The organism is Rhodococcus sp. T7 (assembly GCF_009872365.1).
Taxonomy (GTDB): Bacteria; Actinomycetota; Actinomycetes; order Mycobacteriales; family Mycobacteriaceae; genus Rhodococcus_F.
In genome coordinates this window covers 58,572-85,493 of record NZ_WXYH01000011.1, presented here as the reverse complement: position 1 = coordinate 85,493, position 26,922 = coordinate 58,572, and the positions used below count along the sequence as shown (strand labels likewise).

The window sequence follows — 26,922 nt, the reverse complement described above, 5'->3', positions numbered from 1 at the left end:
ACCGAGTTCGCAGGAGATATCGCGATTCGGGCCCGCCCGTTACTGCACTGCAATCGACGGCGGGCCCGCCGCAACGAACACGGGTCAATGCGTGCCCAGATAGTCCTCGAGGACGGGCCCGACCACGGCCAGGACCTCGGGTTCGATCATCTGGTTGTGCTCGCACTCGATCTTGACTTCCCGGATGCCGCCGGTGACCGAATCGCGCCATTCCTCCGGTGAATGCTCGCCCGTCGACGCCGACCCGGCGGCGGTGAAGAACAGCATGTCCCCGTCGAACACCTGCGGCCGGAAGGTGTTCATGATCCGCGAGGAGTTCGTGAACCCGGCGCTGATCCGCTCGAGGTGCCGAGGGGTCAGTCCGGTCTTCTGCCCGAACGCGTCGTCCAGCAACTCCACCGCCCGCTCGTACGTGAGTTCCTCCCCGGACACAGACTCGAGGTCCAGCCCGAGACCGTGCAGCAACTCGGGCACGGTGAGGCTCTCCGGGCCCTGATCGGTCCCGTTCACCACGTAGCTGTCCATGAGGGCGAGGGTGTCGACGGCCTCCCCCTCCCGCCGCAGTTCGACGGCCATGGCGTGGGCGATGACGCCGCCGAGCGACCAGCCCAGCAGGTGATACGGCCCGTGCGCCTGGACCTTGCGCATCTCCAGCACGTACTGGTGTGCAAGCTGCTCGATCGAGTCGACGGCCGGGCCGCCGCTGATGATCGGCAACTGCAGCCCGAACGCCGGACGGTCCTGCGAGAGGTGCTGCAACAGTCCCGCATACCCCCAGGACAGCCCGATCCCGGGATGGATGCAGAACAGCGGCGCCTTCTCCCCCGTCGGGCGCAGCGGGATGACGACGCCGAGCGCCTCGTCGACCGGCGACCCGGCCGCGTTCTCGGTGTCGACCCGGAGCGCCAGCCCCGCGGGCGTGGGGTCCAGGAACATGGACTGCAGCGGGATCCGCCGTCCGAGACGGTCCTGGAGCACCGTGATCACCCGGGTGGCGACGATCGAGTTACCGCCGAGGTCGAAGAAGCTGTCGGCGGTGCCGACCCGGTCCACACCCAGCACCTCGGCGAAGGCCTCCACGATGATCCGCTCGGTCGCCGTCGTCGGCGCCCGGAAGGCCGCGCCGGTGGTACCGAACTCGGGCGCGGGCAGCGCCTTGCGGTCGAGCTTGCCGACCGGGGTCATCGGGATCTGGTCGAGCACCACCACGGCCGACGGGACCATGTGCGCGGGCAGGCGGTCGGACGCGTGGGTGCGCAGTTCCGCCGGCTCGAGATCGTGTCCCTCCGCCGCCCGGACGTACGACGCGAGGAGCGTGTCGCCGGACGGTCCGGTGTGACCGATGGTGGCGGCGAACGCGACCGCGGGGTGGCGGGCGAGGACGGCGTCGATCTCACCGAGTTCGATGCGGAAACCACGGACCTTCACCTGGAAGTCGGTGCGGCCGATGTACTCGATGGTGTGGTCGCCGCGCCAGCGCACGACGTCGCCGGTGCGGTACATCCGGCGGCCGGGCTCCCCGTAGGGGCACGCGACGAACCGTTCCGAGGTGAGCGCCGACCGGTTGTGGTACCCGCGTGCCAGTCCGGGTCCGGTGATGTACAGCTCGCCGGGCACGCCGGCCGGGACGGGCTGCAGCCGTTCGTCGAGGACCAGCGAACCGAAGCCCAGAGCGGGGGCGCCGATGTTCACGACCCCGCCCGGACGCATCGGGGCGCTGACGCTGGCCTGGATGGTCGTCTCGGTGGGCCCGTACCCGTTGTGCATGTTGCGGTGCTTGCCCCAGATCTCCACCAGTTCCGGCGGGCAGGCCTCGCCGGCCACCGCGAGGACCCGCAGCGACTCGAGCCCCACGTCCTCGATGGACGACAGCGCGGTGGGCGTGATGAACGCGTGCGTGACCTCGTTGCGGCGGAACAGATCGGCCAACTCGGCGCCACCGAAGATGGTGGGCGGCACGATCACGACCCGGGCCGAGGCGCCGAACGCCATCATCAGCTCGAAGATCGACGCGTCGAAGCTCGGGGACGCCAGATGCGAGACCCGGGAGTCGTGCGTGACCTGGAACCGTTCGTGTTCCTCCGCGGTGAGGTTGGCCATGCCGCGGTGAGTGACGATGACCCCCTTCGGTTTTCCGGTCGACCCCGACGTGTAGATCAGGTACGCCGGGTGCGCCAGATTCAGCGGCATCGTGCGGTCGGCGTCGGTGACCGGCGCCGAGGACACGGCCGCGACCTGCTCGTCGAACGTCTCGTCGTCGAGCACCAGCCACGGCACGGTGTCCGGCAGGTTGTCACGCCTGCCGGCGACGGTCAGGCCGACCGAGGCCCGGCAGTCGGTGAGCATGTAGTCGATGCGGTCCCGCGGGTACGTCGGATCGACGGGCACGAACGCGGCACCCGACTTGGCCACCGACCAGATCGACACCACTTCCTCGATCGACCGCGGCATCCCGATGGCGACGAACGTCTCCGGTCCGACACCCTGAGCGCACAGCACCCGCGCCAGCCGGTTGGACCATTCGTCGAGTTCCCGGTACGTGACCTGCCGGTCCTCGAACGACAGCGCCACCGAGTCGGGGTCGAGGGCCGCGGCCGCCGTCAGCAGGTCCGGCCACACCTCGGGCCGCACGTCGGGCTTGCCGCGGGCCGGGACCATCTCGTCGATCTCCGCGTCGTCGAGCAGCGGGACGGTGCCGATCGGCCGGTCCGGGTCGGCGACGACGGCCGCGAGGACCCGCACGAACCGGTCCGCGATCGAACGGGCCGTGTCGGGGTCGAACAGGGAGACGGCGAAGTCGAGGCCGCCGGCGACACCCGCGGGCGCGCCGTCCTGGTCGAACCGCTCGGCCAGGATCACCTCGAGGTCTTCCTTCACCACCCGGGTCTCCAGGTCCACGTTCTCGACCCGCAGGTCCGGCAGTTCCAGCGTGGGGTTCTCGTTGTTCTGGAACTCGAGGGCCACCTGGAACAGCGGTGAGTACGACGTGGACCGGGTCGGGTTGAGTTCCTCGACGAGCCGCTCGAACGGCAGGTCCGCGTGCTGGAACGCGGCCAGGTCGGATTCCCGGATCTGCCGCACGAGTTCGGTGAACGTCGCGGACGGATCGATCCGGTTCCGCAGGACCAGCGTGTTGACGAACATGCCGACCATCTCGTCGAGCGCCTCTTCACCACGCCCGGCGACCGGGGTGCCGATGACCACGTCGTCGGTGCTTCCGAGCCGCGACAGCAGTACGGCCAGCGCGGCGTGGACGGCCATGAACATGGTGGCGTTGTTGGCGCGGGCGAGTGCCGTCAGCCGCTGATGGAGGTCGGCGTCGATCGCGAACTCGACCCGATCACCCTCGAACGTCTGCTGGATCGGGCGCGGCCGGTCCGTCGGCAACTGGATGACGTCCGGCAACCCGGCCAGGGTCTCCGACCAGAACCGCAACTGCCGGTTGATCATCGACTCGGGATCGTTCTCCGACCCGAGCCCGGCGTGCTGCCACAGGGTGTAGTCGGCGTACTGCACGTGCAGCGGAGCCCACTGCGGGCCTGCGCCCTCGAGCCGCGACGTGTAGGCCACCATGACGTCGCGGGCGAGCGGCGCCAGGGAGAAGCCGTCCGCGCAGATGTGGTGCACCACGATCGTCAGCACGTGATGGTCGGGCGCCGTCCGGAACAGCGCCGCCCGCACCGGGACGTCGGTGCTGACGTCGAATCCGCGGGACACCAGGTCCATGATGTGCCGCGGCAGGTCCGCCGCGTCCACCTCGACCGTGTCGACGTCCGGCTGGGCGTCGGCGGCGGCCAGGATCCGCTGGGTCGGTTCGTTGCCGACCGTCGGGAAGACGGTGCGCAGCGTCTCGTGCCGTTCGAGGACGTCGGCCATCGCCAGGCGCAGGGCGTCCTCGTCCAGGGTTCCGGTCAGCCGCACCGCGAGCGGGATGTTGTAGGCGGGTGAGGACGTGTCGAACTGGTTGAGGAACCACATCCGCTTCTGCGCCAGCGACAGCGGGATCCGATCGGGGCGTTCGACGGGGGCGAGCGCGGGGCGGGCGCCGCCGCTCACGCTGTCGGCGACGCGTGCGGCCAGCGACCGGGCGTCGGGGGCCTCGAACAGCGCCCGCACCCCGATGTCGGTGTCCAGGGCGTCCCGCAGTCGCGCGGTAACGCGCGTCGCGACCAGCGAGTTGCCGCCGAGATCGAAGAAGTTGTCGTCGATGCCGATCCGTTCGAGACCGAGGACGTCGGTGAAGATGTCCACGATCTTGTGTTCGAGGTCGTTGGTCGGCGGCTGGAACTCCGTCGTGGTGACGTGGAACTCCGGCGCGGGCAGCGCCGACCGGTCCAGTTTGCCCACCGGGGTCAACGGGATCTCGTCGAGGAACATGATGCTCGTCGGCACCATGTGCGCGGGCAGCCGCGTCGACAGGTACGCGGTCAGCTCGGCGGGATCGACGCCCCCTTCCGTGACGGGGAGCAGGTACGTCACGAGCACCGTGTCACCGGACGGGCCGGGAACCCCGAGGGTCGCGGCGAAGCTGACCCCGGGGAACGTGGCGATCTCGTTGTCGATCTCGCCGAGTTCGATGCGGAAGCCGCGGATCTTCACCTGGAAGTCGCTGCGGCCCACGTACTCGACGGTGTGATCGGCGCGCCACCGGACGATGTCGCCGGTGCGGTACATCCGCTCCCCCGCCTCCCCGAACGGGTTGGCGACGAACCGCTGGCTGCTCAGTTCCGGGCGCCGGTGGTAGCCGCGGGCCAGACCCGCGCCGGTGATGTACAGCTCGCCGGGAACGCCGACGGGCACCGGCTGGAGCCGCGAATCGAGCACGAGTTCGGCGACGCCGCGGATCGGGCCGCCGAGGGTGATGGGTTCACCCACCGTCATCGGGTCGCTGATGTTGGCCATCACCGTGGTCTCGGTGGGCCCGTACGCGTTGGACAACTGCCTGCCGGGCGCCCACCGGGTCACCAGCTCGGGCTGGCACGCCTCGCCGCCGAACGCCACGTGCTGGAACTCGTCGAGTCCCGCCGGGTCCACCGTGGACAGCGCCGCGGTGGTGACGAAGGCGTGGGTGACGTGTTCCGACCGGATCAGTTCGGCCAGTTCCGCTCCGCCGTACACCGTGGGCGGCGCGATGACCATGGTGGCGCCGACCCCGAATGCCTGCAGGTACTCGAACACCGACCCGTCGAAGCTCGGTGTCGAGAAGTGCAGTGTGCGGGACGTCTGGGCGGCCGCAAAACGCTGTCGCTGGTCCTCGGCGAAGTTGTCGAGGCCCTCATGGGTGACGACGACGCCCTTCGGCTTGCCCGTCGACCCGGAGGTGTAGACGATGTAGGCCGCATTGTCGAGGCTTATCGGCGACCGGCGATCCGAATCAGCCACCGGCAGAGCCGGTTTCGACTGGCACGCCTTCTCGAACTTGGGCGAGTCGAGCTGCAGCCACGGCACCGAGTCGGGCAGCGACTTCTCGTACGCGGCCATGGTCAGTCCGATGGTGGCGCCCGAATCGGTGAGCATGTGCTCGATGCGGTCCATCGGGTAGTTCGGGTCGACCGGGACGAACGCGGCACCCGTCTTCGCCACCGCCCACACCGCGAGAACCGACTCGATCGACCGGGGAATGCCGAGCGCCACGAACGTCTCCGGGCCCGCGCCGCGGGAGATGAGAACCCGGGCGAGCTGGTTGGAACGCTCGTTGAGTTCGCGGTAGGAGACGTTGCGGCCCTCGAACGTCAGCGCCGTGCGGTTCGGATCCAGCGCGGCCGCGTCCTCGAAGATCTGCGGCAGCGTCCGAACGGAGAACCCGGGGCGCCCGCGCACCGGCGCGAACTCGGCGAGTTCGGCCTCGGTGAGCAGTTGCATGTGGGCCAGCGGGATCTCGGGCCGGTCGGCGAGAGCGTCGAGCACCCGCCGCAGCCGATCCGCGATCTCGTCGACCGTGCTTTCCTCGAGGACGTCGGGGAGGTACTCGAACTTGAAGTTCAACCGGGCGTCACCGGAGGCGACGACGGCGAGCGGGTAGTGCGCGGAGTCCTTGCCGTCGATGCCGAGGACGAACATCCCGGCGATGTCGGTCTGCTCCGTCAGTCCGGCCTCGTCCACCGGGTACGACTCGAACACGGTCAGCGTGTCGAACGCGCCGCCGCCGCCGACCGCCGACTGGATGTCGGTCAGTCCGACGTAGTGGTGGTCGAGCAGCGTGGCCTGTTCGCGCTGCACGCGTTCGAGCAACTCGCCCAGCGACTCCCACGGGTCGAGGGTGACCCGCACCGGGAGGGTGTTGATGAACAGACCCACCATGGACTCGATGCCCGCGATCTGCGGCGGCCTGCCGGACACCGTCCCGCCGAACACCACGTCGGAGCGGCCGACCAGGCCGCCCAGCACGATTCCCCATGCCGTCTGGACGACGGTGTTGAGAGTGAGCCCGCGTTCGCGGCTGAGGTCCCGCAACCGGGTGGTGTGCTCCTCGGACAGCGTGAACGCGGTTTCCTCCGCGACGGCGGAGTGTGCCTCGCCCCGCTCCAGCGGGGCCAGCAGCGTCGGCTCCTCGACACCGTCGAGCGCGATGCGCCAGGCGTCGATCGAGTCCGAGGTGTCGTGGCGCTTCATCCACGACAGGTAGTCGCGGTAGGAGTGGACCCGCGGCAGCAGGCTGCCGTCGGCGTCCAGGGCGTACAGCGTCAGCAGGTCGCGGATGACCAGCGGGGTCGACCAGCCGTCGAGCAGGATGTGGTGGTTGGTCAGGATCAGCCGGTACTCGTCCTCGGTGAGCCGGACAAGGGCGAGGCGCAGCAACGGCGCGTCCGCCATGTCGAACTTCACCGACCGGTCCTGTGCCACGATCCGCTCGTATTCGCGGGTGGTCTCCTCGGGGCCCAGCCCCGACAGGTCGAACTCCGACCACGGCAGTTCCACGTGCTGCTGGATGATTTGCGCGGAGGCGCCGGCACTGTCGTGGACGAACGCGGCCCGCAGGTTGGGGTGCCGGTCCAGCAGTGCCTGCCCGGCCCGGCGGAACCGGTCGGCGTTCACGTCGCCGCGCAGCTTCAGCGCCAACTGCACCAGGTACGGGTCGACCGAGGCGTCCGAGAACTGGGCGTGGAACAGCAGTCCCGACTGCAGCGGTGACAGCGACCAGATGTCCGACAGCGCCGGGAACCGGGACTCGAGCCGGTCGATGGCGTCCTGGTCGAGCGTCACCAGGTCCAGATCGGACGGAGTGACACCGCCGGCGTCGGGCCGCGCGACGTGCTCGGTCAGCGCGGTCAGCGCCTGCACCCACAGGTCGGCGAGCGCACGGACCTCGGACGGGGTGAGGACTCCGGTCGGGAACGCCCACGTGGCCCGCAGCCGGTTGCCGTCGGCCCCGGTGCCGGTGACGGCGTTGATGTCGAGCGCCGACGCCACCGGGATGTCGGAGGCGGGAATGTCGTCGAGTTTGGTGTCCGTCACCGGAACCCAGGCGTGCCCGTGGATGTCGGTGGACGTCGCGCCGCCCAGCCGGCCGAGGTAGTTGAACGTGACCTGCGGCTTCGCGAGCGCCCGCAACTGGTCGGCGCTGTCCGGGTCCAGGTAGCGGAGCATGCCGTACCCGATGCCGTGGTCCGGGATGGCCAGCAGCTGTTCCTTGATCGCCTTGATCGCCGACCCGGCGGCCTTGCCACCGGCGAACGCGTCGTCCAGGTCGATGCCCGACAGGTCCAGGCGCACCGGGAACATGGCCGTGAACCATCCGACGGTGCGGCCGAGATCGGCGCCCGGCAGCACCTGGTCCTCGCGGCCGTGACCCTCGAGGCTGACCAGCGATTCACGCGTGAAGTCGCCGTGGGTGCGCCGCCACTGCGCCAGGGCCAGCGCCAGCGCGGTCAGCAGACCGTCGTTGACGCCGCCGTGGAACGCCTCGGGTACCCGGGTCAGCAGCGCGTCGGTGACGTCGGCGGGCACCTCCACGGTGATCTTCTCGACGGTCCCCGCGACGTCGATCGCGGCGTCGAGGGGCCGCGATCCGATCAGCGGGTCGTCGGCTTCGAGCACCCGGCGCCACAGTTCGATCTCGGTGCCGCGTTCGCGGGTCGCGTCGACGAGTCCGTGCGACCAGCGCCGCATCGACGTGCCGAGCGGTTCGAGTGCCGGTTCCTGACCGGCGGAGACCTGCGCCCACGCCGTCGCCAGATCGGGCACCAGGATCCGCCACGACACGCCGTCGACCACCAGGTGGTGGGCCACGACCAGCAGCCGCCCACCCTCGTCGCCGGCGTCGAACCACACCATCTGCAGCATGACCCCGGCCTCGGGGTCCAATCGTCCTGCGGCGGCATCGAGTTCGTGGGTGGCGATCTCCGCGAACGCGGACCCGACCACCGACGGGACCTCGACCCGGTGCAGCACGTCGTCCACGTCGACGGCGCCTATGGCCTGCACCTCGATCCGCCACTGCGGTGCGGCGCCGAGCAGACGCGCCCGCAGCATGTCGTGGTGATCGACGACGGCCGCGATCGTGCGCTTCAGCAGCGTCTCGTCGGCGGCGGCGGGCAGGGACAGCAGCGCGGTCTGGGTGTAGCGGCGGAAGTCGCCGCCGCGTTCGAGAAGCCACGCGGTGATCGGGGTGACCGGCATCTCGCCGATCCCTCCGCCCGGAAGTTCGTCGAGGACCACCACGTCGGCGGCGCCCGCCCAGGACGCGGCCTCGGCGAGGGCGGCGACGGTCTTGGCCTCGAACACGTCCCGCGGGGTGAGAACCACCCCGGCGGCCTTCGCGCGGGCCACCAACTGGATCGACATGATGCTGTCGCCGCCGAGGGCGAAGAACGAATCGTCCACACCCACCGATTCCAGGCCGAGCACCTCGGCGAACAGACCGGCGAGGACGGTCTCCATCTCCGTCGCCGGGGCGCGGCCCGCCGACACCCGTGCCCCGAAGTCGGGTTCCGGCAGCGCGCGGCGGTCGAGTTTGCCGTTGCTCGTCAGCGGCAGCGTGTCGAGGACCACGAGGGTGGCGGGCACCATGTACGAGGTGAGCTGGGTGCCGACGAACTCGAGGGCCGAGGACACCTCGACGGTGGCGCCGGATTCGGGAACCACGTAGCCGATCAGCCGGTGGCCGCCGTGCCCGTCGTCGCGGGTGAGGACGACGGCCTGCGCGATGCCGCGGTACCGGAGCAACGCGGATTCGATCTCGCCGAGTTCGATGCGGAACCCGCGGATCTTCACCTGGAAGTCGCTGCGGCCCAGGTATTCGAGCTGGCCATCGGTGTTCCAGCGCGCCAGGTCGCCGGTGCGGTACATCCGTGCCCCGGGACGGAGCGGGTCGGCCACGAACCGGGTGGAACTGAGCCCGGCCCGGCCGAGGTAGCCGCGGGTGACCTGGTCACCCGAGACGTACATCTCGCCGATGGCGCCCGGGGGCACCGGGTGCAGGCGCCGGTCCAGGACGTGCACGTGCAGCCCGGCGATGCCGCGGCCGATCACGCTGGCCGACGCGGACTCCGCGAACACACGGTCGAGCGCGAGGTAGCTGACGTGGACCGTCGTCTCGGTGATGCCGTACATGTTCACCAGGGTCGGGGCGGAATCGTCGTGCCGTGAGTACCAGCGGCCGAGCTGACCGAGGTCGAGAGCCTCACCGCCGAAGATCACGTACCGCAACGCCAGTGCCGCCGCGTTCACGTCGATCTCCGAGACGATGCGGTCGGTCTCGGCGAGCTGATAGAACGCCGTCGGGGTCTGGTTGAGGACGGTGACCTGCTCGTTGCGCAGCAGTTCGTGGAACATCTCCGGAGACCGTGCCGTGTAGTAGTCGACGACGACGAGCCGGCCGCCGTACAGCAGCGGACCCCACAGCTCCCACACCGAGAAGTCGAAGGCGTACGAGTGGAACATCGTCCACACATCGTTCTCGTCGAACCCGTACAGCGGCTGGGTGTTCGCGAACAGCGTCAGCACGTTGCGGTGCGAGACGACGACGCCCTTCGGGCGGCCCGTGGACCCGGAGGTGTAGATGACGTACGCCACCGACGCGGCGTCGAGCGGGGTCACCCGGTCGGCGTCGGTGATCGCCGCCGGCGACTGCTGCGCGAGGTCCGCGGTGGTCTCCGGGTCGTCGAGCAGGATCGCCGGGGTCTCCGAGTCGGGCAGGGCCGAAACGTCACCGGTCGTGGTGATCACGCAGTTCGGTGCGGCGTCCTCGAACACGAACGCCAGCCGGTCCGCCGGGTAGGTGATGTCGACGGGCAGGTAGCCGCCGCCGGACTTGATCACGGCCAGCAGGGCGATGATCAGATCGCAGGTACGTGGCAGTGCCACGGCCACCAGCGTTTCCGGGCCCACCCCCTGGGCGATGAGCAGCCGGGCCAGCCGGTTCGACCGGGCGTCGAGTTCCGCGTAGGTCAGCGCCACGTCCTCCGACGTCACGGCGGTGGCGTCGGGGAACCGGGCCACGCTCTGCGCGAACCGGTCCGCGAGGGTGTCGGTGCCCGCCTCGACTCCGGCGGTGTTCCACACGGTCGCCATCGCCGTCCGCTCGGCGGCGTCGGTGATCACGATGTCACCGACCGGGGCCTGCGGGTCGGCGGTCACGGCGGTGAGGATCCGCAGGAACCGGTCGGCGAACGTGCGGACGGTGCCGGCGTCGAACAGATCGGTGGCGTAGATGAACGACGCGGTGATCCCCGACGCCACCCCGTCCGCGTCGAAGCCTTCCTCGACGCTGAGCTGCAGGTCGAACTTGGCGACCTCGAGGTCGAAATCGACGGCGGCCGCGGTGAGTTCGGGAAGTTCGAGGCGCGGTGTCTCGTTGTTCCGGAACTCGAGCAACGCCTGGAACAGCGGCGAGTGCGCAGTGGAACGCTCCGGCGCGAGGACGTCGACGAGCCGCTCGAACGGCAGGTCCGAGTGGTGGAACGCGGCGAGGTCGGTGGCCCGCACCTGATCGATCAGGGCACCGAAACCCGCCGCCGGGTCGACGGCGCTCCGCAGCACCAGGGTGTTGACGAACATGCCGACCATGTCGTCGAGTGCGGCGTCACCGCGACCCGCGATGGGGGTGCCGACCGCGATGTCCTCGGCGGACGACAGCGCGGACAGCAGCACCGACAGGGCCGCGTGCACAGCCATGAACATGGTGGAGTTGTGTTTGCGCGCCAGCGCGGACAAAGCCCGGTGCACGTCCGCCGGAATCGTGAAGTCGACCTGCGCGCCCCGGAACGACTGCTGGACCGGGCGCGCCCGGTCGGTCGGCAGCTGCAGGAGTTCGGGCAGGTCGGCCAGCTGATCCGTCCAGTACCGGAGCTGCTGGGAGATCAGCGACTCGGAGTCGCTCTCGTCGCCCAGCAATTGCAGCTGCCACAGCGTGTAGTCGGCGTACTGCACCGACAGCGGGTTCCACTGCGGTGCGCTTCCCGCGATGCGGGCGGCGTACGCGGTCATGACGTCCCGGGCGAGCGGGGTGAGCGAGAACCCGTCGGCGCAGATGTGGTGCACCACGATGACGAGCACGTGATCGTCGGGGGCGAGCGCGAACAGCGCCGACCGCATCGGCACGTCGGCCGTGACGTCGAAGCCGGCGGTCGCGAGTCCGGCGATGTGCTCACGGAGTTCGGCCTCGGACACCTCGGTGATCTCGAGGTTCGGCGTCCACTGACCGGGCGAAAGCACCACCTGGGTCGGTTCACCGTCGTGGGACGGGAAGACGGTCCGCAGCGACTCGTGCCGGACGAACACGTCCGTCACCGCCGCGCGCAGCGACTCGACGTCCAGGTGACCGGTCAGCCGCACGGCCAGGGGGATGTTGTATGCCGCCGAGGAGGTATCGAATTGGTTGAGGAACCACATCCGCTTCTGCGCCAGCGACACCGGCACGTGCGCGGGCTGCGCCATCGGTCCGAGCGGCAGCCGCACGTGGTCGCCGTCGTGCGCCGGGGCGAAGGCCGTCGACTCGATCAGGCGGGCCAGCTGATGGATCGTCGGCGCCTCGAACAGGGTGCGGACCCCGATGTCGGTGTCGAGTTCCGCGGTCAGGCGTGCCGCGACCCGGGTCGCGATCAGCGAGTTGCCGCCGATGTCGAAGAAGTTGTCGTCGATGCCGACCCGTTCGATGCCCAGGACGGTGGTGATGACGTCGGCGATCGTGTGTTCGAGAACCGTCGACGGCGGCCGGAACGCGTCGGAGGTGGGCAGGAACTGCGGTTCCGGCAGCCCCGCCCGATCGAGCTTGCCGACCGGGGTCAGCGGGATCTCGTCGAGGATCATGATGCTCGACGGGACCATGTGCGCGGGCAGCAGATTCGCCGTCCACTCCTTCAGCTCCGGCGGTTCGAGCACCGACTCGGCCTCCGGCAGCACATAGGACACGAGCACGGTGTCGCCGGCGGGACCGGGACGGCCGAGGGTGACGGCGAACGCGACGGACGGGTGCCCGGCGAGCGCGCTGTCGATGTCGCCGAGTTCGATGCGGAAGCCGCGGATCTTGACCTGGAAGTCGGTGCGGCCCAGGTATTCGACCGTGTGATCGGGCCGCCACCGCGCGAGGTCACCGGTGCGGTACATCCGGTCGCCCGCGTCGCCGTAGGGGTTGGCGACGAACCGCTCGCTGGTCAGCCCGGCGCGGGCGTGGTAGCCGCGGGCCAGGCCCTCACCGGAGATGTAGAGTTCGCCGGCGACGCCGACGGAGACCGGTTGCAGCCGCGAGTCGAGGATCACCTCGGACACGCCGCGGACGGGGGCGCCGATGGTGACGGTCTCCCCCACCTGCAGGTGATCGCTGAGGTTGCTCATGATCGTGGTCTCGGTGGGGCCGTAGCCGTTGTACAGGGTGCGGCCCGGCGCCCAGCGGGTCACCAGTTCCGGTGGCACGGCCTCGCCGCCGGCGACCACGTTCTGGAACACCTCGAGACCCTCGGGGTCCACGGAGGCCAGCGCCGCCGGGGTGACGAACCCGTGGGTGACGCCCTCGGCGCGGATCAGCTCCGCGAGTTCCTCACCGCCGTACACCGATGGCGGCACGATCACCATGGTCGCGCCGACGGCGAACGACAGCAGGTATTCGAGGACCGAGGCGTCGAAGCTCGGCGAGGAGAAGTGCAGGGCCCGCGACGCCGAATCCGTCGCGTAACGGGTTCGCTGCTCCTCGGCGAAGTTGTCGAGACCGCGGTGGCTGACCACCACACCCTTCGGCTTGCCGGTGGACCCGGACGTGTAGATGACGTACGCCGGGTGCGCGAAGCGCAGCGGCACGACGCGTTCGTCGTCGGTCACGGTGTCGGTGGACATCGCCCCGATGGCGGCGTCGGTCTCGGCATCGTCGAGGGTCAGCCAGGTGACCCCGGCGGGCAGCCGGTCGCGATCGGCCGCCACCCGCACGCCGAACGTGCACCCCGAGTCGGTGACCATGTGCTCCACTCGTTCCCGCGGGTAGGTCGGGTCGACCGGAACGAACGCGGCACCGGTCTTGGTGATCGACCACACGGCGAGCACCGATTCGATGGACCGTGAGATGCCCAGTGCCACGATGTCTTCCGGCCCGACGCCGCGGCCGATGAGCAGTCGCGCGAGCTGGTTGGACCGTTCGTCGAGTTCCCGGTAGGACATCCGGCGGTCCCCGAACACGAGCGCGGTCGCGTCGCCCGACGCGGCGGCCGTCTCGGCGAACATCTGCGGCAGTGTGCGCAGGGACCGGCCGGGCCTGCCGCGGGCCGGAACCAGTTCCGCTTCCTCGACGTCGGTGAGCAGGCGCAGCTGCGCGAGCTTCATCCCGGGGTGCTCGGCGAGCGCGATCAGCGCACGGACGACCCGGTCGCCGATCCGCTCGACCGCGGCCCGGTCGAACAGATCCTCGACGAATTCGAGCTTCAGTTGCAGGTTCTCGTGCGCCGAGGCGATGAGGGCGAGCGGGTAGTGCGCGGCGTTCGCGCTGTCGTGCACGTCGAGGACGTGCATGCCGGCGATGTCGGTCTGCTCGGTCAGCCCCTCTCGGTCGACGGGGTAGGACTCGAACACGGTCAGCGTGTCGAATCCGGCGCCCGGACCGGCCACAGTCTGGATGTCGGTCAGCCCCACGTAGTGGTGGTCGAGCAGTGCGGCCTGCTCGCCCTGGATGCGTTCGAGCAACTCCCCCAGCGTTTCCCGCGGGTCGAGGGTCACCCGCACCGGGAGGGTGTTGATGAACAGGCCGATCATCGACTCGATGCCCGCGATCTGCGGGGGCCGACCCGACACCGTTCCGCCGAAGACGACGTCGGAGCGGCCGACCAGGCCGCCCAGCACGATTCCCCACGCGGTGCGGATCAGGGTGCTCAGGGTCAGCCCGTGTTCGCGTGCGAGCACACTCAATTGATCGGTGCGGTCGACGTCGAGTTCGACGATCAGTTCACTCGACTGCGTGTCGCTCTGCGCCGACGCGTCGGCCGGCGCGAGCAGCGTCGGGTCGTCCACCCCAGCGAGGGCGCGCTGCCACACCCCGAGGGAGTCCTCGGTGCTGCGGTGCGACATCCACGCAAGGTAGTCGCGGTACGGGTGCACCCGCGGCAGCACCGTGGTGTCCCCCTCCGTGGCGTACAGGGTCAGGAGGTCGCGGATCAGCAGCGGCATCGACCAGCCGTCGAGCAGGATGTGGTGATTGGTGATGATCAGGCGCTGCTCGTCCGCACCGACCTGGATCAGCATGAACCGCAGCAGCGGCGGAGTGGCCATGTCGAACCCGCGGCGCCGGTCGGCGTCGAGGAGTTCTTCGATCTCGGCTTCGCGGCTCTCCTCGTCGAGTGCGGACAGGTCGATCTCCGTCCACGGCAGTTCCGCGTACCCGTGGACCGCCTGGACGGGGGTGCCGCCCTCGTCGTAGACGAACGACGCCCGCAGGTTCGCGTGCCGGTCGAGCAGGGCCTGCCCTGCCACCCGCAGGCGGGACGCCACGGCGCCGCTCAGTTCGAGCGTCACCTGCACCGTGTAGGAGTCGATCGACTCGTCGGCCAGCAACGCGTGGAACAGCAGTCCGGACTGCAGCGGCGACAGCGACCAGATGTCGGACAGCGCCGGGAAGCGCGACTCGATGCGGTCGATGGCGTCCTGGTCGAGGCTGACCAGTTCGAGGTCGGACGGGGTCACGCCGCCGGCGTCGGGGCGGGCCGCGTACGTCGTGAGCGCGGTCAGAGCCCGGACCCACAGTTCGGCGAGTTCCCGCACCTCGACGACGGTGAGGACGCCGGCCGCGTACGCCCAGGTGGCGCGCAGCTGGGGCCGGTCGTCCACCTCGGTGGTGACGGCGTTGACGTCGATGGCCGAGGTGACCGGGGTGTCGAGGTCCTGCGCCCGGTCCATGTCGACTTCACCGGTCGGCGTCCAGCCGGCGCGGGTGGCCGCCTCGGACAGGTCGGCGGCGAAGCGTCCGAGATAGTTGAAGCTGATCTGCGGCAGCGACCGGGCCGCGAGCAGCGGTGCGGTGTCGGCGTTGAGGTACCGCAGCATGCCGTAACCCATGCCGTGGTCCGGGATGGCCAGCAGTTGTTCCTTGATCGCCTTGATCGCCGACCCGGCGGCCCGGCCGCCGTCGAACGCGTCGTCGAGGTCGATGCCCGACAGGTCGAGGCGCACCGGGAACATGGCCGTGAACCAGCCGACGGTGCGGCCCAGGTCGGCGCCCGGGACGACCTGGTCCTCGCGGCCGTGGCCCTCGAGGCTCACCAGGGTCCCGTCGACGGACCTGCCGTGCAGGGTGTGGCCGCGGGTGCGCCGCCACTGGGTGACCGCCATCGCCAGCGCGGTGAGCAGTCCGTCGTTGACGCTGCCGTGGATCGCTTCCGGAAGGGCCGTGAGGACGGCCTCGCTGACCTCGGCGGGCAGCTGCACCGTGACCCGGCCGACGGTCGCGTTGACGTCGACGTCGGGGTCGAGCGGGCGGCTGCCGACGAGCGGGTCCTCGCAGTCGAGGATGCGCTGCCACAGATCCAGTTCGCCGGCCCGGTTCGTCGCCTCGTCGACCAGTCCGTGCGCCCACCGGCGCATGGACGTGCCGACCTGGTCGAGGGCCGGTTCCTGGCCTGCCGAGATCTGCGCCCACGCGGTCGCGAGGTCGGGGACGAGGATGCGCCACGACACACCGTCGACGACGAGGTGGTGCGCGACCACGAGCAGGCGGCCGCCGGATTCCCCGGCGTCGAACCACACCACCTGCATCATCACGCCGGCCGCCGGATCGAGCCGGTCCAGCGCGGCGTCGAGGTCCGCGATGACGGTGGCCGCGAACGCCGGTGTTCCCGGGGCCGCGGACACCGCGACACGGCGGATCAGGTCCTGCGCGTCCACGGCACCGATCGGGCGGACCGCGAGATGGGATTCGTCGGCGGAGACCATCAGCTGCGCGCGCAGCATGTCGTGCCGGTCGAGGACGGCCTGGAACGTGGCGATCAGCGGTTCGAGTTCGCGCAGGTTCGGCGGCGCGGTGAGCAGCGCGGACTGCGACATCCGGTTGAACTCGCCGCCCCGTTCGAGCAGCCACTTCGTGATCGGGGTGGTCGGCATGTCGCCGACACCGCCGCCGGGCAGTTCGTCGAGGACGACGACGTCGGCGGCGCCCACCCACGACGCCACCGCGGCGAGACCGGCGACGGTCTTGGCCTCGAACACGTCCCGCGGGGTGAGCACCACGCCCGCGGCCTTCGCGCGGGCCACCAGCTGGATCGACATGATGCTGTCGCCGCCGAGCGCGAAGAACGAGTCCTCGACACCGGCGGATTCCAGACCGAGCACCTCGGCGAACAGTCCGGAGAGCACCTGTTCCATCTCCGACACCGGCGCCCGGCCGGTGGACACCCGGGCCCCGAAGTCGGGTTCGGGCAGCGCGCGGCGATCCAGCTTGCCCGCCGGGGTGAGCGGCAACTCGTCGAGAACGATCAGCGCGGACGGCACCATGTACGGGGCGAGGAATCCGCCGACGAAGTCGAGGACGGCCTCCGGGTCGAGTTCCGCGCCCGCCGTGGGGACGAGGTAGCCGACGAGCCGGTTGGCGCCGGTGCTGCCCTTGTGCGCGGACACCACCGAGCGGGCGACGCCCGGGTAGCGGGTGAGGGCGTTCTCGATCTCGCCGAGTTCGATGCGGAACCCGCGGATCTTCACCTGGAAGTCGCTGCGGCCCAGGTACTCGAGCTGGCCGTCGGTGTTCCAGCGGGCGAGGTCACCGGTCCGGTACATGCGGGCACCGAGGCCGCCGTACGGGTTGGCGACGAACCGCTCCGCCGTCGTGCCCGCCCGGTCCTTGTAGCCGCGGGCCAGACCGGAACCGGTGACGTACAGTTCGCCGGTCACCCCGTTGGGCACGGGGTGCAGGCGGGAATCGAGCACCATCTCGCCGGTACCCATGGGCGGACGGCCGATGGTGACGCCCTCGCCGGGCTGCATCGGTCCGGTCACGCTGGACACGACCGTCGCCTCGGTGGGTCCGTAGGCGTTGAACATCCGCCTGCTGCCGGTCACCCACTGCGCCACCAGCTCCGGCGGGCACACGTCACCGCCGGTGGCGACGCACTCGAGCTGGTCGAGACCCGCGGGGTCCACGGACGCCATGGCCGCCGGGGTGATGAACGCGTGCGTGACCCGGCCCTCGCGGAGCACGTCGGCGAGTTCGGTGCCGCCGATCACGGAGGCCGGGGCGATCACCATGGTCGCGCCGGACCCGACCGCCAGCAGCAGTTCCAGGATCGAGGCGTCGAAGCTCGGTGACGAGAAGTGCAGGGTCCGCGACCGCGGGGTGACCCCGAACCGGACGCGTTCGTCGGTGGCGAAGTTCGCCAGGCCGCGATGGGTGACGACGACACCCTTCGGGGTGCCGGTGGACCCGGACGTGTAGATCAGGTAGGCCGGGTTCTCCAGCGCGAGCGAATGTGTCCGGTCGGCGTCGGTCACGACGGCGGCGGAGTGCGCGCTCACCTGGTCGTCGAAGCCGGGCGCGTCGACCACCACGTACGGGGTGCAGTCGGGCAGGGTGGGCCGGAACTCGGCGACGGTGAGGGCGAGCGCCGCACCGGAGTCGCTGAGCATGTGGACGATCCGGTCGGTCGGGTAGTTCGGGTCGACCGGCACGAACGCGGCACCGGTCTTGGCGACCGCCCACAGCGACAGCACCGATTCGGGCGACCGCGCCATCGCCAGCGCGACCACCGATTCCGGGCCGATGCCCCGCCCGATCAGCAGGCGGGCGAGACGGTTCGACCGCTCGTCGAGCTCCCGGTACGTCACCTCGCTGCCCTCGTAGGACAGCGCGGCAGCTTTCGGGTCCACGGACGCCGCGGACGCGAGCAGTTCGGGCAGGGTCCGCGGCTCGGCGTCGGGTCCGTCCATGACCGGGGTGAGCGCCGCACGTTCGGACGCCACCATCAGCTCGACGTCGCCGACGGCCATGCCGGGCTCGGACGTCACCGCGTCGAAGATCCGCTGCAGGTAGTCGGCGAAACCGGCGATCGTGGACGCGTCGAACAGGCTCGCCGCGTACGTGAACGCCGCGGAGATCCCGGCCGGCTCCCCCGACACCCCGAACTCCTCCGTCAGCGTGAGCTGCAGGTCGAAGTTGGAGATGTCGGTGGCCAGGTCGAGGCCGGTGACGGTCAACCCGGGAAGCTCCAGCCGCGGCCGCTCGTTGTTGCGGAACTCGAGCACCACCTGGAACAGCGGCGAATGCGACGTCGCGCGTTCCGGCGAGATCGCGTCGACCAGCCGCTCGAACGGCAGATCCGCGTGGTGGAACGCGTTCAGGTCGGTGTCGCGGACCGTGGACAGCAGGTCGGTGAACGTTCCGGACGGTTCGACCGGGGTGCGCAGCACCAGGGTGTTGACGAACATGCCGACCATGTCGTCCAGGGCGGCGTCGCCGCGGCCGGCGATCGGGGTGCCCACCGCCACGTCGTCCGTGTCGCCCAACCGGGCCAGCAGCACGGCCAGCGCGGCGTGGACGGCCATGAACACACTCGAATTGTGTTCGCGGGCGGTCGTGATCAACCGGCTGTGGATCTGCGGGTCGATGCTGAACGAGTGGATGCCGCCGCGCATCGACTGCTGCGTCGGGCGCGGATGATCCGTCGGCAGCGCGAGCAGTTCCGGAAGCCCGGCGAGCGTGTGCGTCCAGTAGTCGAGCTGGGCGGCGAGCAGGCTGTCCGGATCGTCGGCGTTGCCGAGCACCCGGTGCTGCCACAGCGCGAAGTCGGCGTACTGCACCGGCAGCGGCGTCCAGTCCGGTGCCTGTCCCCCGGTGCGGGCCGCGTAGGCGGTCATGACGTCCCGGGCGAGCGGGGCCATGGAGAAGCCGTCGGCGCTGATGTGGTGGACGACGATGACGAGAACGTGCTCGCCGGGATCCGTGCGGAACAGGGCGGCGCGCACCGGCACCGACACCGTGACGTCGAAGCCGGCGCCCGCCAGACGCGAAATATGTTCGGGCAGCTGCTCTTCCGTCGAGTCGATCGGCGACAGATCCGGCACCACGTCCTCGGTCGGCAGGATCACCTGGAGGGGTTCGCCCTCCACCATCGGGAACCGGGTACGCAGCGACTCGTGCCGGTCCATCACGTCGGCGACGGCGTCCTGCATCGCGTCCTCGTCGAGGTCGCCGGTCAGCCGCACCGCGAGCGCGATGTTGTAGGCCGGGGAATCGAGGTCGAACTGGTTGATGAACCACATGCGCTTCTGCGCCAGCGAGACCGGCAGATGGTCGGGGCGAACCCCGGCCACCAGCGGCGGACGTTCGGCGCCCTGCCCGGCCTCGGATTCGATCCGGGTGGCCAGCGTCGCGACGGTCGGGGCGTCGAAGATCTCCCGGACCCCGATCCGGCTGCCGAGCGCGGCGTTGACCCGCGCCACCAGCCGGGTGGCCACCAGCGAGTTGCCGCCGAGGTCGAAGAAGCTGTCGTAGACGCCGATGCGGGGTGAATCGAGCAGGTCCGCGAAGATCGACGCGAGGATTTCCTCGATCGGGTTGCGCGGCGTGACGAATTCGGCGGAGGGGCTGAGGAATTCCGGTTCGGGCAGCGCACCGCGATCCAGTTTTCCGGTGGCGCCGAGCGGGAACCGGTCGAGCACGATGATCCGGGTCGGCACCATGTAGGCGGGCAACGCCTCCGCCGCCGCGTCGCGCACGACCGCGGTGTCGATGTCGGCGCCCGCCACGGGGATCACGTAGCCGACGAGGCTTTCACCGGTGGCCTCGCTGCGGTGCACCGTCACGACGGCCTGCGCCACCGACGGGTGCGCCAGCACGGCCGCCTCCACCTCGCCGAGTTCGATGCGCTGCCCGCGGAGCTTGACCTGGAAGTCGCGGCGGCCGATGTATTCGATGTTGCCGTCGGCGCGCCACCGGACGACGTCACCGGTGCGGTACATCCGCTGTCCCGGTGCGCCGAACGGGTTCGCCACGAACCGGTCCGACGTCAGGTCGCTGCGACCGACGTAGCCGCGGGCCAGCTGGACGCCGGCCAGGTACAGCTCGCCGTGCACCCCGACCGGCACCGGGTGCAGCCGGGAGTCGAGGACGTACAGCTGCGTGTTCCACACGGGTGCACCGATCGGGACCGACGCGCGGTCGCCTTCCGTGCACTCCCAGAAGGTGACGTCGACGGCGGCCTCCGTGGGGCCGTACAGGTTGTGCAGCGCCGCGGTTCCGAATTCGCGGAACGCGTCGGCGGTGGCCGGCGGCAGCGCCTCACCACTGCAGAACACCTGGCGCAGCGAACCGCACAGTTCGGGTTCGGCGCCCGCCGTGAACACGGCGAGCATCGACGGCACGAAGTGCATGGTGGTGACCTGGTGGTCGGCGATGATGTGGGACAGGTACGTCGGGTCCCGATGACCGTCCGGCGCAGCCAGGACGAGTCGTGCACCGACCTCGAGGGGCCAGAACAGTTCCCACACGGACACGTCGAACGTGACCGGAGTCTTCTGCAGCACCACGTCCGTGTGATCCATCCGGTACGTGTCCTGCATCCACAGCAGCCGGTTCGCGATCGCCCGGTGACTGACGGCGACCCCCTTGGGCCTGCCCGTCGAACCGGAGGTGTAGATCACGTAGGCGGTCGAATCGGGGTGGATCGGACCGCCCCGCTCGGCGTCGGTGATCGGGGTGCTGGGCCGCCGGGACAGGTTCAGGGTGTCGATCTCGATCACGGCGGCGTCCGCGCTGTCGACGCCCTCGCACCGGTCACGGGAGGCAGTGAGAACGCAGACGGGTTCGGCACTCTCGATCACGTACGCGATCCGTGACGCCGGATGGTCGGGGTCGAGCGGCACGTACGCGGCCCCGGTCTTCTCCACCGCATAGATCGCGATCATCAGTTCCAGGGACCGGCGCAGCGCGACGGCCACCCGGGATTCGGGGCCGACGCCGCGGGCGAGGAGTTCGCGGGCCAGCCGGTTGGCGCGGGCATCGAACTCCGCGTAGAGCAGTTCCTCTTCGGCGAACACCACGGCCACGGCGTCCGGGGTGCGGGCCACCTGCGACTCGAACAGGCTGACCAGGGTCGCCGAGTCCGGGACGGGAACGTCGGTGTCGATCCACTGCTCGAGCATCCGCTGCGTCTCGTCCGCGCCGATCAGGTCGAGGTCGCCGACCTTCGCGTCCGATCCGGCGGTGACGGTCTCGAGCAACGTCACGAACCGTGCGGCCAGCGCCGTCATCGTCGGCGGGTCGAACAGTTCCGACGCGTAGGAGAACTGGACGTCGATCGCGCCCGGGGCGCCGGAGTCCTCGATGTGCTCGGTGAGGATGACCTGGAGATCGAACTTGGCGGCACCGGTCTCGAGTGCCTCGACCTCCACGTCGAGTCCGGGCAGCTCCAGCCTCGTGTTCGCGAATCCCTGCAGCACCAGCATCACCTGGAACAGCGGCGAATGCGCTTCGGAGCGAGTCGGTTTCAGTTCGTCGACGAGCCGCTCGTAGGGCAGATCGGTGTTGCTGAACGCCTCCAGATCCACGGAACGGGTGTGCGAGAGGATCTCGGGGAAGCTGCGATCGGGGTCGACGGTGGTGCGCAGGACCACCGTGTTGACGAACATGCCGACGACGTCGTCGAGTTGCCGTTCGCCCCGGCCGGAGACCGGAGATCCGATCGACACGTCGGCCGACCCGCTCGACCGGGACAGCAGGACCGCGAGGGCCGCGTGTACCACCATGAACAGGCTGGCGTCGTTCGCATTTGCGATGTCGAGCAGCGCGGTGTGGATGCGTGCCGGAATCGTGAAGTCGGCGGTGGCGCCGATCATCGACTGCCGGGCCGGGCGGGGACGGTCGGTCGGCAGGTCCATGACCTCGGGGGCACCGTCGAGGGTGCGCGCCCAGAACGCCAATTGCCGGGACAGCAGACTCGTCGGATCGTCGGCGGATCCGAGCAGTTCGCGCTGCCACACCGCGAAATCGGCGTACTGCACCTCGAGCGGCGCCCACTGCGGGGCGTCGCCGGCGGCGCGCGCGTGGTAGGCCACCATCACGTCCCGGGTCAGCGGCGTCATCGACAGGCCGTCGGCGGCGATGTGGTGCACGACGAACACCAGCACGTGGTCGTCGGTCGCGGTCCGGTACAGCTCCGCCCGGATCGGCGGTTCCACGGTGACGTCGAATCCGGTTGCGGCGTCGACGATCAGGCGGGATTCGAGTTCGCTCTCGGCGACCTCGACCGCGTCGAGTTGCGGGCTCACCTCCGCGACCGGCAGCACCACCTGGATCGGGCCGTTGGGGGTGTTCGGGAACACGGTCCGCAGCGACTCGTGGCGGGTGAGGACGTCGCTCACCGCGGTCCGCAACGCGTCCACGTCGAGCGTGCCGCGCAGCCGGATGCCGACGGGAATGTTGTAGGCGGGCGAAGCGGTGTCAAGTTGGTTGATGAACCACATCCGTTGCTGCGCCAGCGACACCTGCACCGGGCCGGAACCGGCCCGCGGGGCGAGAACGGGTCGGGCGGAGGTGCGGGGCCCGGCTGCGTCGACGCGGGCGCTGAGCAACGCGACGCTGGGCGCCTCGAACAGATCGAGCACCCCGATCTCCGTGCCGAGGGCCGTGTTGACCCGGGACACCACGCGGGTCGCGACGAGGGAGTCGCCGCCGAGGTCGAAGAAGCTGTCGTCGACGCCGACGCGCTCGACTCCGAGCAGCGTCGCGAACACCTCCGCGATCTGCATCTCGGTCGGGGTCACCGGCGCCCGGTAGACGGTGGACGTCGCCTCGAACTGTGGTTCCGGCAACGCCTTCCGGTCGAGCTTGCCGGCAGGCGTCAGCGGGACTTCGAGGAGCTCCATCACCCTGGCGGGCACCATGTGCGCGGGCAGCGCGGCGGCGGCGTGTTCGAGAATGTCGCCGACGACGATCTGCGCCCCGCTCTCGGGCAGCACGTACGTCACCAGCGCCGTGTCGCCGGACGGTGCGGTGCGGCCGACGGTGGTCGCGAACGCCACGCTCGGGTGCGAGCGGACGACGGCGTCGATCTCGCCGAGTTCGATGCGGAAGCCGCGGATCTTCACCTGGAAGTCGGTGCGGCCCAAGTATTCCAGCTGACCGGCCGCGTTCCACCGGGCCAGGTCGCCGGTGCGGTACATCCGCTCACCGGGTGTCCCGTGCGGGTCGGCGACGAACCGTTCGGCCGTCGGGACCGACCGATTGTGGTACCCACGTGCCACACCGTCGCCGGTGATGTACAGCTCGCCGGGCACCCCGGCGGGGACGGGATGCAACCGCGAATCGAGCACCAGCAGACCGCAACCGCGGGACGGGCGGCCGATCGTCACCGGTTCGCCGACCGTCAACGGTCCCGCGACGCTCGCGACGACGGTGGCCTCGGTGGGACCGTAGGCGTTGAACATGACGCGTCCCGGCGCCCACTGCTGCACCAGCGCAGGAGGACAGCTCTCACCACCGGTGACGACGCACCGGATGTGGTCGAGCCCGGTGGGATCGACGGATGCCAGCGCGGCCGGTGTCACGAACGCGTGCGTCACCCGTTCGCGGCGCAGCAGGTCCGCGAGTTCGGTGCCGCCGTACACCGTCGACGGTGCCACGACCATCGTGGCGCCTGCGCCCACCGCGAGAAGCAGTTCCAGGATCGACGCGTCGAAACTCGGTGAGGAGAAGTGCAGGGTCCGCGACCCGGCGGTGACGTCGAACCGCTGCCGCTCGTCCTCGGCGAAATTCGCCAGACCGACATGGGTGACGACCACACCCTTGGGTGTGCCGGTGGAACCGGACGTGTAGATCAGGTAGGCCGGATCCGCCGTCCGCAGCGGCCGGAGACGGTCGGCGTCGGTGACTGCGCCTGCGGTGTGCTGTTCCAGATCCCGCCCGAACGAGGCGTCGTCCATCACCAGCCACGGCGTGATCGCCGGCAGCGACGAGCGGTGCGCCATGGCCGTGAGACCGACGACCGCACCGGAATCGGTGAGCATGTGCTCGATACGGTCGGCCGGGTAGTTCGGGTCGACCGGGACGAATGCGGCCCCGGACTTCGCGACCGCCCAGGTGGCCAGCACCGACTCGATCGAACGCGCGATCGCCAGCGCCACGACCGAACCCGGCCCCACGCCGTGACCGATCAGCATGCGGGCGAGCCGATTCGACTGCTCGTCGAGTTCGGAGTAGGTGAGGGTGCGTCCCTCGTAGACGAGAGCGTCCCCGTCGCCGCCCGCCGCGACGGCACCGGCGAGCAGTGCGGGAAGCGTGCGGGGCTCCACAGCGGGCTCGTCGCGGACCGGCGCGAGTTCCGCGTACTCGGCGGGTTCGAGGAGGTCGACGTCCCCGATCGGCGCGGCCGGATCCGCCGTCACCGCCTGCAGGATGCGGACGAAGCGGGCGGCAAGCGCCTCCGCGCTGTCGCGGTCCCACACGTCCGTGGCGAACCGCAGCCGGCCGCTGATTCCGCCGGTCTCCGATTCGGTGAGGGAGAACACGAGATCCAGCCCCAGGGCGCGGTGTTCACGCTGGATCGGGCTGACCGTCACGGTCCCCGAGGAGTCGTGCGGATGGCCACCGTCGGTGAACTCGAGCATCACCTGGAACAGCGGCGTGTGCGACGGGTCGGGTTCCGCGACGACGGCGGCGACGAGATCGTCGAACGGCAGCGCCGCATGCGAGAACGCGGCCCGGTCGGCGTCCCGGACCCGGCTCAGGTGCTCGGCGAACGACGACGCCCCCTCCACCTGCGACCGCAGGACGGCCTTGTTGAAGAACGCCCCGGCTTCCGGGTCGTCCGAGTCCGTCGTGTCACGCCCGACGATCGGTGTTCCGATCACGACGTCGTCGGTGTCACCCAACCGGCCCAGCAGCACGGCCAGCGCGGCGTGCAGTGCGGTGAAGATCCCGGTGCCCGCCTCCTCGGCCAGCAGTGCCGCGCGGCGCTGCACGTCGGCGTCGACGGCGAACCCGACGACCTCGCCCGCCCCGGCCCGCTCGCTCGGGCGCGGCCGGTCCAGCGGCAGCGCCGTCACCTCGGGCAGTCCGGCCAGCTCCCGCTTCCAGAACTCGAGCTGGGACTCCCGCTCGAGGAAGCGCGCGCCGAGGCGTGCGCTCTCGGCGTGGATGCCGGCGGTCCGCGCCTGCGGCTCCGCGGTGACGAATTCCTCGATCAGTTCCACGAACCGCCGGTGGTGGGCGCGCAACTCCTCCGCGCCGTACCGGTTGGGGTTGCCGCGGAAATCCAGGAGTGTCTCGCCGTCACCGCCCTGATAGATGTTGACCAGCAGGTCGTCCACCGGGCCCGACGTCACGATGTGGTACTCGCCGCTGACGGAGCCCAGCGTGAACGCCTGGTGGAACAGCATGACGTTCACCATCGGACCGGCGAGACCCTCCGCCGTCCCCGCGAGGCCTGCGTCGCGGCGGATGTCCTCGAGGCTGCACCGCTGATGACGCAGCGCACCCATCAGTTCGAGCTGCGTCCGCTGCACGAGTTCGGCCACCGTGTCCTCGGGGCGGACGGTGATCCGCAGCGGGGCGACGTTGACGAGCATGCCGCCGGACCGCTGCAGCGGCGCCGTGGTCCGCGCCGACACCGGCAGGTTGATGAGCACGTCCCGCTTGCCCGTCATCCGGGACAGGTAGCAGGCGAACCCGGCGAGCAGGACGGCCGCCGACGTGGCACCGACCCGCTGATCCGACTCGCCGAGGAAACCCAGCGCGGATTCGGAGATCTTCGCGCTCTCGAGCCTGCTCTTCGCGGCCGCGGGCGCGTCGTGGGTGGCGAGCGTCGACCCGTGCTCGATGCCGACTATCCGTTCGGCCCAGTACAACCGGTCGTTCTCGAACCGGGTCGACTTCCGGTACTTCTGGTCCAGTGCGTACAGGTCGCGCAGGTCCAGCGCACGGTTCGGTTCCGGTTCGGTGCCCTCGATCGCCGCGGTGTACAGCGCCGCGATCCGGTTCACCATGGTGTTGCCGCTGTACCCGTCGAGGGCGACGTGGTGAATCCTGGTGTACCACAGGTAGTGCTGCTCACCGACCTGCAGGACGGTCATCTCGACCAGCCGGTCCCGGGTCAACCGCAGAGGTGTCGCGTAGTCCTCGTCGATCCACGCCTGCGCGGCCGACATCGGGTCGTCCTCGCCGCGGAAGTCGAGGAACCCGATCGACGGGTCGATCGTGAAATCGACCGCCTGGTAAGGCTCCCCGTCGACGTCGAGCAGACGCAGGAACGGCGACTGGAACTCCTGGCCGGCCCGCACAGCCGCATCGCTCAGCAGGTCCAGGTCGATCTCGCCCCGCAACTCGATGTACTGGGCGATGAACTTGGGGACCGTGGGGCTCAGTTGTTGGGCAAACCACATGCTCCGTTGCACCGAGGAGAGCGGGAAGGCCCCCTCGGGAACGTTCACGTTCACATCTTCGGCGCCGTTATTCGGCTGCGGCGAATTCACAGTCGTCATCTCGTTCCCCCAGCGGGTAGAAGACCTTGGATGCGCAAGTCCTGCGCG

General features: G+C 70.1%; 1 protein-coding gene. It reads right to left on the bottom strand.

The window, feature by feature from the left end; all coding sequences use genetic code 11:
- Positions 1-84: 84 nt before the first annotated feature.
- The gene (locus MLGJGCBP_RS01550) at positions 85-26,874 is read right to left on the bottom strand and encodes a non-ribosomal peptide synthase/polyketide synthase (protein WP_160093803.1); all 26,790 of its coding nucleotides are present in this window, start codon (positions 26,872-26,874) and stop codon (positions 85-87) included.
- Between the last annotated feature and the right edge of the window lie 48 nt (positions 26,875-26,922).